This is a genomic window from Providencia sp. NPDC089933, from assembly GCF_049545585.1.
Classification (GTDB): domain Bacteria; phylum Pseudomonadota; class Gammaproteobacteria; order Enterobacterales; family Enterobacteriaceae; genus Providencia; species Providencia huashanensis.
In genome coordinates, this window is record NZ_JBMWDT010000005.1 from 73,925 (window position 1) to 88,281 (window position 14,357).

Sequence of the window (14,357 nt, forward strand, 5' to 3'; positions counted from 1 at the left end):
CTGGAGCAGCTAATATTCAGCTAAATCCGATTACGTGAAGTAAAAGGTCTGAAAGATAGAACATCTTACCTCTGTACCCTACGCCTATTAATGTACTTTATTTTTCGCTCGAAAAAAAGGCTTTTTGTAGTTTTTTTTCAAAGCTTACTACGATTCAGCAAGTACATCTTAAAAATACAGCCCTAAAAACGTATTTTAATTACATATTTATGAGAGGTAAGTCGCATAAATATGTCATGAAATCATTCTGTTTTCATTGTTAGTTTAGTGGTTTATCGGGTAGTTATATTCAATTTATAGTGAATAATGTCAAATGCATAAAAAACGCCTAATGGTTTTATTAGGCGTTTTTTATTGTCAGTCAGATAAAACTAATAATTAATGAGCTTCATCCCAATTATTACCTATTCCAATATCTACTTTTAACGGAACATCCAGTTTCATGCTTTGCTCCATTAATGTCTGAACCTGTGCTTGTACCTGTTCGAGTTCTGACTCCTTAACTTCAAACACTAATTCATCATGAACTTGCATTAGCATATCAGCATGGGGTTTCTCTGTTTGTAGCCACTCATCGACAGCAATCATTGCCTTTTTAATAATATCAGCAGCTGTTCCTTGCATTGGAGCATTGATAGCTTCACGTTCAGCAGCTTTACGGCGCATACCATTACTTGATTTTATATCAGCCAAATAAAGCCTGCGCCCTTCTAGTGTTTCAACGTAGCCTTGTTCTGATGCTTGTAGACGTGTATTTTCCATATAGCGTAAAACACCCGGGTAACGTTCAAAATAGAGATCCATATAACGTTGAGCTTCACCACGCGGGATACCTAATTGCCTTGCTAGCCCGAATGCGCTCATCCCATAGATAAGACCGAAGTTAATTGCCTTAGCACTACGACGCTGATCACTGGTTACTTGTTCAAGTGGAACACCAAATACCTCTGCTGCCGTTGCTTTGTGAATATCCTTGCCTTCCGCAAATGCAGTGAGTAGGCCTTTATCTTGAGATAAATGTGCCATGATACGTAATTCAATTTGTGAATAGTCCGCAGCCATGACTTTATAGCCTTCGCGTGCAACAAAAGCTTGGCGAATACGGCGGCCTTCTTCTGTTCTTACTGGGATATTTTGTAAGTTTGGGTCCCTTGAAGACAAACGCCCAGTCGCCGTAACGGCTTGATGATACGACGTATGCACACGCTGCGTACGTGGGTTTATCATAAGCGGTAGTTTATCTGTGTAAGTCGATTTCAATTTAGCTAAACTACGATGCTCCAGAAGTAATTTTGGTAAAGCATGGTTTAATGCAAGTTCTTCAAGTACTTCTTCATTGGTCGAGGCTGCACCACTTGGCGTTTTTTTGATAACAGGTAGTTGTAATTTTTCAAATAAAATTGCCTGTAATTGTTTTGGTGATGCCAGATTAAACTCTTCACCAGCGAGCTCAAACGCTTCTTTTTCAAGTTCTGCTAAACGCGCAGTAATGATTTTCGACTGTGCGGCTAATACTGTTGCATCAATCAAAACCCCTTTACGCTCCATTCTGACTAAAACAGGAACTAATGGCATTTCGATATTCTTAAAAATATGGTTAAGTTTTGGCTCAGCTTCCAATTGAGGATACAGTGCTTGGTGCAGTAATAATGTTACATCAGCATCTTCTGCCGCATAGTTCGAGGCCTGCTCTAACGCGATTTGATTGAAAGTTAGCTGTTTTTTGCCTTTGCCCGCAATTTCTTCAAAACTCACTGTCTTATGGTTCAAATGACGCTCAGCCAAACTGTCCATATCATGACGGCCCATCCCCGCAACGCTATTGAGCACATACGACTCCAACATCGTATCGTAGCCGATACCTTTTAACTCAATGTCATAATTTTCAAGAACTTCCGCATCGTATTTCAAGTTTTGCCCGATTTTGAGGATTTTTTCACTTTCCAGTATCGGTTTCATTGCTTGTAAAACTTCATCCAGTGGCAACTGAGCTGGTGCATCAAGATAATCATGGGCTAACGGTAGGTAGGCGGCATGACCCGCTTCAATTGCAAATGACATCCCCACAAGGCGCGCTTCTTGTGTGTCTAAGCTATCTGTTTCAGTATCAAAAGCAAACAAAGATGCTGAGCTCAATTTTTCCACCCAGCGGTCTAAGTCTGCCTTTTCTAAAATTGTTTGGTAATTTTCAGCATTTAAGGTGGGGGCCGTCGGTACTGAGACTTTTGCCGTAGATGTTGCTATAGCCGGATTTGCTTTAGCAGTTGAACCTTTACCTTCCATCCACGTCCCATTTTCTACATCAGACAACCAGCGCTTGAATTCATAACGGCTAAACAACTGATGCAATTTGTCTACATCAGGTTGATCGACGCGTAACTCTTCACAGGTTTTGTCTAACTTAACATCCGTTTTAATAGTGGCCAGTTGGTATGATAAGAAAGCTAATTCACGATTTTCAGCCATTTTTGGCGCTAATGTTTTAGACCCTCTAAAGCCCAAAGGCGCTATAGCTTCTAGGTTCTCATATATTTTTTCTAAGCTGCCAATCCCTTGTAATAAAGCCAGCGCTGTTTTTTCACCAACACCAGGCACACCTGGGATATTGTCTGATGAATCCCCCATTAACGCTAAGAAATCGATGATAAGCTCAGGTGGAACCCCATATTTTTCTTGAACCTCATCCGGACCTAAAATAGTGTTATTCATGGTATTGATGAGCGTAATATTAGGCTCCACAAGTTGTGCCATATCTTTATCACCAGTACTAATCAAAACAGGTGTACCGTTACGACTAGCTTCACAGGCCAAAGTACCTATTACATCATCAGCTTCTACACCAGAAACAACGAGCAACGGTAGCCCCATAGCTTCAACCATACTGTGTAGTGGTTCAATTTGTGCGCGTAAATCATCTGGCATCGGCGGGCGATGAGATTTATAACTTTCGAATAACTCATCACGAAATGTTTTTCCCTTCGCATCAAAGACAACAGCAACATGGCTAGGTTTATATTGCATGACCAAGCTACGCAGCATATTAATTACGCCATACATAGCCCCTGTAGGTTCACCAGCACTGTTGGTCAAAGGTGGAAATGCATGGTAAGCACGGTATAAGTAAGAGGAACCATCAACCAAAATAAGAGGGTTTTCTGCAATCTGAGCCATAATCTGTCATCATCTTTTATCGGGAACGAATGCTAATAGGATGCCATAATGTCGCTTCAGATACATCCCAAGTTTTTTCCACTTAACCACTTTGTTAAAATCTCGCCGATCAGCATCTTCTTTCAAGTAAACGACCTAGCTATAGTTAACCTAAGTGATTACTTTCATTAACTCTAGTCACTTAATGTTACTAGCTGCTTTGACAAAACCTGTGGATAACCGTGTGTATAAATTTATGTTGCTCAGTAAATTCAACAAGTAACATGCATTAAAAAGACTAAAACAAGAAAGTAATATCAATGACTTAGTGTAATGAAGAATTGCTTTAATGCAAAGAAGAGGAGATTAAGTAATTGTGGATATTGATTCAATATACTTTATATGACAGTTGATGGTGGCGATATTACCACCATCAATCATACTTATTTTTTATTGACTAAAAAATTCACAACGTTAGAGAATTCTTTACCATAGTCTTCGGCGTTATCTACAGTGATGCCGTTATTACGTACTTGGTATTTACCATTAACAAATACAGCTGGAACGCCTCTAAGCTTTAAGTTCTGCGCGGCTTGTCTTTGTTGCTCAACAAGACCTTTAACAACGAAACTATTTAAAGCTGCATCATACTTCTCAGCAAGAATACCAGCTTTGATAAAGGTATTACGGATATCTTCTTTGGTGTTAATAGTTTGCGTTTTTTGAATACCTTCAAACAAAAGAGGGGTCATTTTATCTTCTACTTTCAGAACAGTAGCAACCACCCAAGCTTCAGTTAAATCAGGCCCCAAAGGACCAAGGAAATCGACGTGATAGCGCGCTTTTGTTACATTGTCTGGTAAGTTTTTTTCTACTGTTGCAGGTACTTTATACACAGTTTCAAATTGGTAACAGTGTGGGCAATAGAAAGAGAAAAACTCAATAACTTGTGGTAAACCTTGCACAGGTTGTACCTCAGTGTACTCTTTACCTTCGGTATAATTTGCCGCAGCAGCACCAAATGACATAGCAATACCAAGCAAAGCCAACATAATTTTTTTCATATACTACATTCTCCAAAAACAAAGACTTAAAAGTTAAAACTGAGGGGTTAACTGCAAAGGGGGATCTTTCAATCGTTCGGTTTGTTGTATAAATTCGAGTGATTGTCTTTTCCAAAAATCATCAGCTTGCAGCCATGAAAATGCACGAGGGAATGCAGGGTCTTGCCAGCGACGGATAACCCATCCAAGATAATGCACCATACGCATAGCCCTGAGAGGTTCAATAAGCTTTAGCTGTTTTACATCAAAGTCACAAAACTCATTATAACTTTCTAATAATGTATCTAATTGAATGACCTGCTCTTGACGAGGGCCATTTAATAACATCCATAAATCTTGGATTGCGGGACCATTTCGAGCATCATCAAAGTCCACCAGCCAAGCCTCATCTCGCCATAAAATATTACCGGGGTGGCAATCACCTTGTAAGCGAATTGACGACAATGTTGTAGGCCACAGTAATTTTACTTGTGCAATTAATGCATCCAGTGACTCAATAAACTGCTCTTTATAACGTGCAGTTATCAGTGGGCTAGATGTAATTATGTGCCGAGGTTGATCAAGGTATTCCTCAACACCCATTGTAGGACGAAATGCAAAGTTTTTACGTTTACCAATCTGGTGTATTCGCCCTAATAAGTGCCCTACACTTTCTAATTGAAATAAATTATCAGTTTCATATTGCCGACCACCGATACTCGGAAAAACAGCAAATAAAAAACCACCGAACTCTAATACTGTTTGCCCTGCAAATTCAATTGGTGCAGCTATAGAGAGACCTTCCTCGACTAATTCCAATGTAAAGTCGTGTTCTTCTTGAATTTGTGAGCGGTTCCAACGTTCAGGGCGATAAAATTTCACCACATAACGCTGACGGTTTTCGTCTTGAAATTGATAAACTCGATTTTCATAGCTGTTTAACTCTGTTAAGCCCGATTCAGGGTAAATCCCCACTTCCATCAAGGCATCTAGAATCAAATCAGGAGAAATTCCACTGAAATGGAAATTCGAATGCTCTATTTTATCCATCACAGTTTAATCTTTAATGATGCCGCGAGCGCGCAAAATGGCTGTTTTAAAGTCATCTTCATAATCTTTTTTTAGACCAGGGATCACTTCATTACTGTTCGTGCCACGCATTTTTAAATGATAAATTAGTACATCATCTGTCAATTCAGACAAACTGCCTTTAAAACCTGCTTCATCTGCCAGCTTTTGTAATAACTCTACTAGGTTTAAATCTGAATTATCTTTCCAAACAGGATGTAGTAGCTCAATAACTTCATTTAAACGATGGCATTTCATGTTTATTCCTTTATCACGAATATTCGATACAAGTTACCAATAATCATACAAGAGAAAAAGCGAACTGTTGTCAATCTACGTAAAGTTTAACTGCAATTGTGACGAATATTCATTGATTTTATAACCAAATAGAATAAATTTTAGCAATTACTATACTCGAAGGTGTTTTCTGGGAATGTTAAAACATTTTATTGAAGATATTCAAGGATATTGAACATGACGTTTCGCCAGTCAATAACAGGTGTCATACTTGCAGGTGGCCTAGGCACCAGAATGGGGGGGCAAGATAAAGGTTTAGTCCCTTTGATGGGTAAACCTCTTTACCAACACATATTAGAGCGCCTAAGCCCACAGGTAGGGTCAATAATGATCAATGCCAACCGTAACCAAGCTCGTTACAATGAAAGTCAGTTAACGGTTATTTCTGATTTAGAGAATAACTTTTCTGGCCCTCTTGCAGGTATGCAATCTGCAATGCATTATGCCAAAACTGATTGGTTGCTATTTGTCCCCTGCGATGTCCCCGCTTTTCCGCTAAATTTAGCTGAAAAAATGTTTAACGAAAAAGGCAATCATTTAGCCTGTTATGCACAAGATGAAAGACGCGAGCACCCTACATTTGCCTTGCTCCATCGTTCATTAAAAACACAACTTGATGATTACCTTGCAAGAGGTGATCGTAAATTGATGATATTTATGCAAGAAGTTAATGCAAAAGGGATTATTTTTTCATCAGAATTCGATGCATTTGCAAACCTAAATACCTTAGAAGATAGTCGTAATTGGGAGTTACAACAAAAATAACTATGAAGCAAAATACTCTACCTCTACTAGGAATTACTGCTTATAGCGGTACCGGTAAAACAACATTGTTGAAAAAAGTGATCCCTTTGCTCCGCCAGCGTAACTTACGTGTTGGCTTAATCAAACATACACACCATGATATGGAAGTAGATAAACCGGGCAAAGACAGCTTTGAACTACGCAAAGCTGGGGCTGACCAAACCTTAGTCGCCAGTCAAAAACGCTGGGCACTGATGACTGAAACCCCTGATGCCAATAAAATGGATTTGTATTATTTAGCGAGTCGCTTCGACCCCGCGTCATTAGACCTTATTTTAGTCGAAGGGTTTAAACAGGAAACGATCGATAAAATTGCCTTGTTTCGTTCAGAGGTCGGTAAGCCACTCAACGGCTTGATTGACAACTATGTCGTTGCTGTTGCTAGTAATGAAATTATCGATACCAATGTGCCACAGTTAGATATTAATAACCCTGAGCAAATTGCTGATTATATTGTATCTTGGTGGCAAAAGAGCCATTAGTTTGCTAATTTTTGTGTAATTAATAAACAAGTAAATTTGGATTAACTATACATAGCAATACGAGGTTCCTCACATTTTCAAGCTTTGGCATTTGAATTCATATCCCAATTTGATTAAAGTGCAGAAAAGTAAGAATACTGGATTGTTACTGTCATTACTGACAGGCAAAACCTGATATACCAATGATTTGTCATTGGGCTATCGGGTTTTTTTCGTTTCTAAGGGATTGAAAGTGAAGATCGCAAAAATATTAAACAACAATGTGGTCATTGCCCTGAATGAGAAACAACAGGAAATCGTTGTCATGGGGAGGGGCTTGGCATTTCAAAAAAAAGCACATGACGATGTCGATATAACAAAAATTGAAAAAATTTATGAGTTACGTAGCGACGAGTTAACTGCTCGGCTTAGCGAATTACTTAGCCATATTCCCATTTCCATCATGAAAACCTGTGATGAGATAATTCAACGAGCTAAATACCAGTTAGGTGAATTAAACGAAAGTTTATATATTGTATTAACCGACCATTGCAATTATGCCATTGAAAGGCAAACAAAAGGCTTAGCAATCACTAATACCATGCTATGGGAAATACAACGTTTATATCCAAAAGAGTACCAATTAGGCTTAGATTCATTAGCTCTAATTAATGAAAAACACGGTATCGAGCTACCTGTTGATGAAGCGGGGTTCATTGCTTTACATTTTGTAAATGCACAACTTACTGGGGAAATGCCCGTTGTCATACAAACAATGAAAGTAATGCAAGAAATCATTAATATCGTGAAATATAACCTCAAAGTTGACTATCATGAAGAAACTTTGAGTTATCAACGTTTTATTACTCACTTAAAGTTTTTTGCCCATCGCATGATGAATAATACACCCGTGCCAAATGATGATGCTTCGATGCATCTTGTCATTAAAGAAAACTATTCAACATCTTGGCGATGCGCCGAAAAAATAAGCCAGTTTTTACAAAAAAAATACCAACGCACTTTAACGGATGAGGAATGTATGTTTCTTACTATCCACATTGAGCGTGTCAGAAAAGAGAACTCGATATAACTTAATTAAATACGCTATGTGACTGACTTACAATAAAAACCTAATGGATTGTTACCGCCAATTCTGGTGGGCAAAACCTGATAATGACTCTTCTTACTGATAAGAAGAGAGTATCAGGTTTTTTTTTGCACATTCATAGCACTAATGTTTATCATCATGTGATAAAGGAATATTTTATGAAGTACCAACCTTTAGCAGAACAAATCATTCACGATGTTGGCGGTCAAGACAATATCGTCAATGTTATTCATTGTGCCACTCGCTTACGCTTTAAACTTAAGGAAATAAAACAAGCCAACCCTGAACATTTGAAACAAAATTCAGAGGTGATTACCGTTGTTGAAAGCGGTGGACAATTTCAAGTTGTCATTGGCAATCACGTTCATGAAGTCTATAACGCAATAAATCAATTAATTGGCAAAGAAGATACAACCGTAGTGTCTCCCTCTAAAAAAGATAAAAACCTATCCAGCGAAAAAGAGGATAAAGAAAATATTTTTAGCCATTTTATCGATATTGTTTCCAGTATATTCACGCCAATACTGGGAGTTATGGCTGCATCAGGGATTTTAAAAGGCTTTCTTTCTTTATTTGTTACACTTCATTGGCTATCAGAACAAAGTGCCACCTATAAATTATGGTTTGCAGCCAGTGATTCACTATTTTATTTCTTCCCGCTAGTGCTCGGTTATACCGCAGGGAAAAAATTTGGGGGTAGCCCATTCTTAACCATGGCTATTGGAGGTGCGCTAGTACATCCATCCATGTTAACTGCGTTTCAACAAAGCCTTGCGGGCGCAGCTCCCGAATATTTTTTAGGAATTCCACTCACATTTATTAATTACAGTACGTCTGTTATTCCTATTATCTTTGCAGCTTGGCTGAGCTGTTTATTAGAAAAAAGGCTGAACCTCTTATTACCTGCGGCGATGAAAAATTTTATTTCACCATTTTTATGTTTATTAATTATCGTCCCCCTCACTTTCTTGGTTATCGGCCCGTCAGCAACTTGGTTAAGCCTATTAATTGCAGATACATTCCAAGCTATTTATAACTTTACCCCCATTATTGCTGGCGCATTTATGGGCGCAATTTGGCAGGTGTGTGTTATTTTCGGTCTACACTGGGGAATTGTTCCAATTAGTATCAATAACCTCAGTGTATTTGGGCAAGATGCACTCGTGCCATTACTTCTCCCTGCTGTTGCTGGGCAAGTCGGTGCAGCACTTGGCGTCATGTTAGCAACCCATAATGCAAAAATGCGAATTATGGCAGGCTCTTCCGTCACCGCGGGGATCTTTGGTATCACTGAGCCCGCTGTGTACGGTGTTACCCTACCACTACGCCGACCTTTTATCTTCGGCTGTATTGGAGGCGGTGTCGGTGGTGCAATCATCGGCTACAGCCAAACGCTAACTTACTCTTTTGGGCTAGTGAATATTTTTACCTTTACCCAAATCATCCCTGCAAGCGGCTTTGACAAAACCGTTTGGGGAGCAATCATCGGCTCATTGATTTCATTTACCTTCGCTTGCCTAGCAACCCGTTTTTTTGGCGTTAAAAAGCAGCCACAACAAGCTCAACCTACTGATGTTCAAGTGCAACCCGTTGCTCCGAATGACATTCTATCGCCAATGTCTGGCCGTACATTACCTTTAAATGAAGTTCCCGATGAAACCTTTGCAAGTGGATTACTCGGCCAAGGTACTGCAATTATTCCAAACATTGGTGCGGTATATGCCCCATTTGATGGGGAAGTGGCCTCATTTTTTAAAACTGGGCATGCGCTAGGTCTATTAAGTCAAAGCGGTATTGAGGTGTTGATCCATGTGGGTATAGACACTGTGAAACTAGACGGTCTCTACTTTACTCCTGAGGTAAAACAGGGGGATACGTTCAAAGCCGGTGACCTGTTACTCACCTTCGATTTAGAAAAAATTATTGAATCTGGTTATGACGTAACAACACCAATCATTGTTAGTAATAGTGATGACTATGCTGCTGTTAAAACCATCACGCTCAACCAAACAATCAATCCCGGTATTACATTCATGACAGTTAATCCGAAATAAGGAATAAAATGATGACAAAATTTCCTGAGACATTTTTATGGGGAGGCGCCATTGCAGCAAACCAAGCCGAAGGCGCTTATTTGACAGCAGGAAAAGGGTTAAGTACCTCTGATGTTCAACCAAATGGTATTTTTGGTGGAGTCGTTAAACGCACCAATAATGACCAATATATTAAAGATATCGCTATCGATTTTTATCATCGTTACCCAGAAGATATTGCTCTTTTTGCTGAAATGGGGTTCACCTGTTTACGTACCTCTATCGCATGGAGCCGTATTTTCCCACGTGGCGATGAGCAAGAAGCAAATGAAGAAGGGCTGGCTTTCTACGATAAATTATTTGCAGAAATGGCGAAATACCATATTCAACCTGTAGTTACTTTATCTCATTATGAGATGCCCTATCACTTAGTCACGGAATATGGTGGTTGGGGAAGTCGCCAAGTCATTACATTTTTTGAACGCTATGCACGCACTGTTTTTCAACGGTATAAAGACAAAGTCAAACTTTGGCTCACATTTAACGAAATCAACATGTCACTTCACGCCCCGATGACAGGTGTAGGATTAGTAGAGACCAGTTCAAAAACAGCGATTTATCAAGCTATCCATCACCAACTTGTTGCCAGCGCAAGAGTGACAAAAGCCTGCCATGAAATTATCCCTGATGCCAAAATAGGGAACATGTTGCTCGGTGGGTTAGTTTATCCCCTAACATGCAAGCCCAATGATATTTGGGAAGCCATGACTGAAAATCGCACATGGTTATTCTTTGGTGATGTTCAATGCCGTGGGGCTTACCCCGGTTATATGCTACGTTATTTTAAAGATAACCAAATTCATCTGAATATTACCGAAGAAGATAAACAAGATCTTAAACAAACTATTGATTTTATCTCTTTCAGTTATTATATGACTGGCTGCATTACCGCAGATAAAGAAGAATATAATAAGAAACGAGGTAATATTCTCAGTATGATCCCAAACCCTCATTTAGAAAGCTCACAGTGGGGATGGCAAATTGATCCTCAAGGGCTAAGAACAATATTAAATTTATTATGGGATAGATACCAAAAACCATTATTTATTGTTGAAAATGGGCTAGGGGCTATCGACCAAGTGACTCCTGAGGGAGATATTATTGATGATTACCGCATACAATATATTAACGACCATTTAGTCCAAGTACATGAAGCCATTCAAGATGGTGTAGATGTTATGGGTTATACTAGTTGGGGACCGATTGATATTGTTAGCGCCTCAAATGCGCAAATGTCTAAACGTTATGGGTTTATTTATGTTGATAGAGATGACCAAGGCAATGGCACGCTTGAACGCAAACGGAAAAAAAGCTTTTATTGGTATCAAAAAATCATTAAGTCAAAAGGGGAGTTATTAATTCGTTAATTAACCTAATTAAATATTGAGGGGTTTATACTTTATAAGCCTCTCTAGTAATATTACAGATATTATATAGGTAGTTTCTACATCCTATATTTAATATATAAAATTTACGTAGATATTAATAAATACTATTTTGTATTTATTAGTTTTTTGCGCCTTAAAATAGGTTCCATAATAAATGAATAAAAAAATTATATTTCCCCTGTTATTTTTAACATTACCCGCTATTGCTAATGAACAATCATGGGATGGTACTGTATTAGGGTTTGAACCTGCCCCTAAAGGGCTATTTGGCGACATGCTTGGCATTCGCCCTATTTTATCGGATCATGGTTTTTCATTTCATAGTAATTATTTAAGCCAAGTTGCCTATAATGCAAGTGGCGGTTATGATGATGATAAATACACCGCTTATATTGACCAATTTGCCTTCACCTTTACCCAAGACCTAGAGCGGTGGACAGGCATCCCAGATGCTCGTATTGAAGGGAATATTGTTAACCGCAATCACAATGATGACCTCACCTTAAAACGGGTTCAAGACCCACGAACTCCTAATTATGACCAAACCCAAGAAAGTGCTGGCGGTGGTTCTATTACACGCTTAGGTTGGCTAACTTTCGCCCGAAGTTTTGACGAACGCCGTCTCACTTGGCGTATTGGCATGATGAATAAAGTACAAGAATTCGACCAAATTATTCCATGTGATTTTCAATTGCGCACCCAGTGTGGTGGTAAATCTGCAAATGCTCTTGTCTGGAGTAACTGGAATATTCACACGTGGGGAACCACTGTCAGCTATAAAATCACACCAGAGGTGACTATTAAAACAGGGGTTATGGAACAAAATCCTCAAGCAACTGATAGAAGCCACGCTTGGAGCTGGTCAACTAAAGGCAGTAAAGGCATTGTATTACCTTTAGAGGTCGAAAGCCGCACTTTCGTCAATGGGTTACCGGGGGCCTATAATGTAGGATTATTGTACACCAATGCCAAACAGCAAGATCTCTACAAAGATAAAACCTACCACAGCACATGGTTTATCTATGGTGGCATGAACCAACAATTAACTCGCCACCAAGACGACCCCAATAGAGGTTTAAGTTTATCCTTAAGTGGAAGCTACCACGATGAACGTAGTAATTTTATGAATTATGTGGTTTCAAGTTCCTTGCGTTATCGTGGATTATTCGATGCAAGGCCTGAAGACTGGGTGGGTTTAGGTGTTTCTTATATTGAATTAAGTGATCACTTTGCCAAAGGCCAAAAACAGTATAACCAACAATTTGGCATCACAGATTACCATGACCCTTTCTTTCGCCCTATAACCTCTAACGCGTTTAACGCAGAACTGTATTACCGTTTCAAACCGGTTTCTTGGCTAGAGCTACAACCTGATGTCCAATACTGGCACAATCCAGGGGGGATTAAGCAAACCTCTGATGCATGGGTACTCGGCTTAAAAACCGTCGTCACTTTCTAAACATATCAGGCCTGAAAGCTAAACTTACCGGCTATCAGGCCAATAATTTTCCGCCATCTTTCGCAGCTTTGATTTTTCCCTGTAATACCCTATTCTGTGTTTAATTTCTTAATCTATCGTTCTAGCTAGGCTGATAAATGACTCGCACTCAACGCTTACTGACTTTATTGCAAATACTCAAAGAAAACCGCTACCCCATTACGGCAGAAGCTCTTGCTTCTCAGCTACAAGTCAGTATCCGCTCTATTTACCGAGATATTGAGTCGTTACGCAACCAAGGAGCTGAAATCTTAGGTGAGGCGGGTATTGGTTACCAACTAAAAACCGGCTTATTATTGCCTCCACTCACTTTCGATGAAAATGAACTGGAAGCACTGGTTTTAGGTTTGCGCTGGGTTAAAAGTAATGCCGATAGAGAGCTAAAAAACTCAGCAATACGTGCCATTAGTAAAATAAATGCTGTCGTAGCAGGTAATTCACAGAAAATCTTAAACCAAAACACCTTGTTTGCGCCCACCACACATTTCCATGAAATAAACGATATTATTGCTAAAGACTTGCGCCTAAGCTTGCGCGAAGAATGTAAAGCTCAAATTATTTACCTAGATGGCCAGAACCAACAGAGTGAACGAATTATTTGGCCGATTGCAATTGGTTATATGAAAGATTCCCAAGTACTCGCCGCTTGGTGTGAATTACGGGAAAGTTATCGCCATTTTCGTTTAGACCGCATTCAATCCTATCGTGCCCTTGAGCATAAACTCCCCTACCCTAAAAATTATTTGCTTGAACGATGGAGTAAAGAAATCCTCTGCGTGTCTACTGACAATTTCTGACACAGCTCTACCTTATAGTAAGTGCTCAACTTCTTATAAGGGAATAATCATGAGCGAACTGGTGCTTTTTACTAATTCAATGTCACGCGGTAATACTGTTGACCTACTGTTAAAAATTTTAGATGTTCCTTATAAACGTATTGAATTAGATTATGGTGCAGATATGCACACGGCCGAATATTTGGCAATTAACCCAATGGCAAAAGTCCCAGCATTGGTTGATGGTGAGGCTATCGTCACTGAAACAGCGGCGATTTGTTTATATTTAGCGGACAAATTTATTGAAAAAGGCTTAGCTCCTGCACTTAACGACGCCAAGCGTGCTGATTATTATCGATGGTTCCTCTTTACCGCGGGCCCAATAGAAACTGCGTTCACAATTAACGGCCTTAATATTCAGCTCAATGAAGAACAACAAAAATCATCTGGATTTGGTTCTGTTGAACGCACAATGGCGTGCTTAGAAACCGGTTTAAATAACGCTAAACCTTTTATTTGTGGCGAGCAATTCACCGCAGTGGATGTGTATGTAGGGGCATTTGTAATATTCTTCACTAAATACAATTTGATGGAAGTCACACCAGCAATGAAAGCTTACATGAAAAGCTTGTCAACTATTCCTGAAATTGCCGAGCTACTCGCGTAATCCC

General features: G+C 39.4%; 12 protein-coding genes. 8 read left to right on the top strand and 4 right to left on the bottom strand.

Translation table 11 applies throughout. The features are described from left to right. Positions 1-378: 378 nt before the first annotated feature. The 4 genes from polA to ACPEH5_RS09060 all read right to left on the bottom strand — a co-directional run bounded on the left by polA (position 379) and on the right by ACPEH5_RS09060 (position 5,519). Positions 379-3,171 (bottom strand): DNA polymerase I, encoded by a 2,793-nt coding sequence (polA, locus tag ACPEH5_RS09045; RefSeq protein ID WP_131680831.1) that lies wholly within the window; start codon positions 3,169-3,171, stop codon positions 379-381. 422 nt (positions 3,172-3,593) lie between these two features. After that, positions 3,594-4,214: a thiol:disulfide interchange protein DsbA gene (gene dsbA, locus ACPEH5_RS09050; protein WP_226693573.1), complete on the bottom strand. Its 621-nt coding sequence runs from the start codon at positions 4,212-4,214 to the stop codon at positions 3,594-3,596. Between the two features lie 33 nt (positions 4,215-4,247). Beyond that, on the bottom strand, positions 4,248-5,243 hold the full coding sequence (locus tag ACPEH5_RS09055; RefSeq protein ID WP_423727034.1) for a serine/threonine protein kinase: 996 nt from the start codon (positions 5,241-5,243) through the stop codon (positions 4,248-4,250). A gap of 6 nt (positions 5,244-5,249) precedes the next feature. Next, on the bottom strand, positions 5,250-5,519 hold the full coding sequence (locus ACPEH5_RS09060) for a YihD family protein (RefSeq protein WP_042847634.1): 270 nt from the start codon (positions 5,517-5,519) through the stop codon (positions 5,250-5,252). Positions 5,520-5,735: 216 nt separating this feature from the next. On the opposite strand from ACPEH5_RS09060, the gene mobA reads away from it, so the two are divergent. The 8 genes from mobA to ACPEH5_RS09100 all read left to right on the top strand — a co-directional run bounded on the left by mobA (position 5,736) and on the right by ACPEH5_RS09100 (position 14,353). Beyond that, complete coding sequence (mobA, locus tag ACPEH5_RS09065; protein ID WP_048605421.1) at positions 5,736-6,323, top strand: molybdenum cofactor guanylyltransferase MobA; 588 nt, start codon at positions 5,736-5,738, stop codon at positions 6,321-6,323. 2 nt (positions 6,324-6,325) lie between these two features. Continuing rightward, positions 6,326-6,844 (top strand): molybdopterin-guanine dinucleotide biosynthesis protein MobB, encoded by a 519-nt coding sequence (gene mobB, locus ACPEH5_RS09070; protein ID WP_131680828.1) that lies wholly within the window; start codon positions 6,326-6,328, stop codon positions 6,842-6,844. A 232-nt stretch (positions 6,845-7,076) separates the two neighbouring features. Continuing rightward, positions 7,077-7,913, top strand: a complete 837-nt coding sequence (licT, locus tag ACPEH5_RS09075; protein ID WP_042847639.1) for a BglG family transcription antiterminator LicT — start codon at positions 7,077-7,079, stop codon at positions 7,911-7,913. Positions 7,914-8,089: 176 nt separating this feature from the next. After that, the gene (gene bglF / locus ACPEH5_RS09080) at positions 8,090-9,985 is read left to right on the top strand and encodes a PTS beta-glucoside transporter subunit IIABC (protein ID WP_131680827.1); all 1,896 of its coding nucleotides are present in this window, start codon (positions 8,090-8,092) and stop codon (positions 9,983-9,985) included. Between the two features lie 11 nt (positions 9,986-9,996). Further along, positions 9,997-11,391, top strand: a complete 1,395-nt coding sequence (locus ACPEH5_RS09085; protein WP_281110833.1) for a glycoside hydrolase family 1 protein — start codon at positions 9,997-9,999, stop codon at positions 11,389-11,391. Positions 11,392-11,566: 175 nt separating this feature from the next. After that, positions 11,567-12,871: a carbohydrate porin gene (locus ACPEH5_RS09090; RefSeq protein WP_071547625.1), complete on the top strand. Its 1,305-nt coding sequence runs from the start codon at positions 11,567-11,569 to the stop codon at positions 12,869-12,871. Between the two features lie 137 nt (positions 12,872-13,008). Further along, positions 13,009-13,707 carry a helix-turn-helix transcriptional regulator gene (locus ACPEH5_RS09095; protein ID WP_187550763.1) on the top strand — a complete coding sequence of 233 codons (699 nt, stop codon included), beginning with the start codon at positions 13,009-13,011 and terminating at the stop codon, positions 13,705-13,707. A gap of 49 nt (positions 13,708-13,756) precedes the next feature. Beyond that, entirely contained in the window at positions 13,757-14,353 is a 597-nt protein-coding gene (locus ACPEH5_RS09100; RefSeq protein WP_166686802.1) for a glutathione S-transferase family protein, read from the top strand. Positions 14,354-14,357: the final 4 nt, after the last annotated feature.

Coding starts and splice junctions, on each gene's coding strand:
- mobB (WP_131680828.1), top strand. CDS start 6,326: ATGAAGCAAAATACTCTACCTCTACTAGGAATTACTGCTTATAGCGGT.
- ACPEH5_RS09085 (WP_281110833.1), top strand. CDS start 9,997: ATGACAAAATTTCCTGAGACATTTTTATGGGGAGGCGCCATTGCAGCA.
- mobA (WP_048605421.1), top strand. CDS start 5,736: ATGACGTTTCGCCAGTCAATAACAGGTGTCATACTTGCAGGTGGCCTA.
- ACPEH5_RS09055 (WP_423727034.1), bottom strand. CDS start 5,243: ATGGATAAAATAGAGCATTCGAATTTCCATTTCAGTGGAATTTCTCCT.
- ACPEH5_RS09095 (WP_187550763.1), top strand. CDS start 13,009: ATGACTCGCACTCAACGCTTACTGACTTTATTGCAAATACTCAAAGAA.
- ACPEH5_RS09100 (WP_166686802.1), top strand. CDS start 13,757: ATGAGCGAACTGGTGCTTTTTACTAATTCAATGTCACGCGGTAATACT.
- ACPEH5_RS09060 (WP_042847634.1), bottom strand. CDS start 5,519: ATGAAATGCCATCGTTTAAATGAAGTTATTGAGCTACTACATCCTGTT.
- ACPEH5_RS09090 (WP_071547625.1), top strand. CDS start 11,567: ATGAATAAAAAAATTATATTTCCCCTGTTATTTTTAACATTACCCGCT.
- dsbA (WP_226693573.1), bottom strand. CDS start 4,214: ATGAAAAAAATTATGTTGGCTTTGCTTGGTATTGCTATGTCATTTGGT.
- polA (WP_131680831.1), bottom strand. CDS start 3,171: ATGGCTCAGATTGCAGAAAACCCTCTTATTTTGGTTGATGGTTCCTCT.
- bglF (WP_131680827.1), top strand. CDS start 8,090: ATGAAGTACCAACCTTTAGCAGAACAAATCATTCACGATGTTGGCGGT.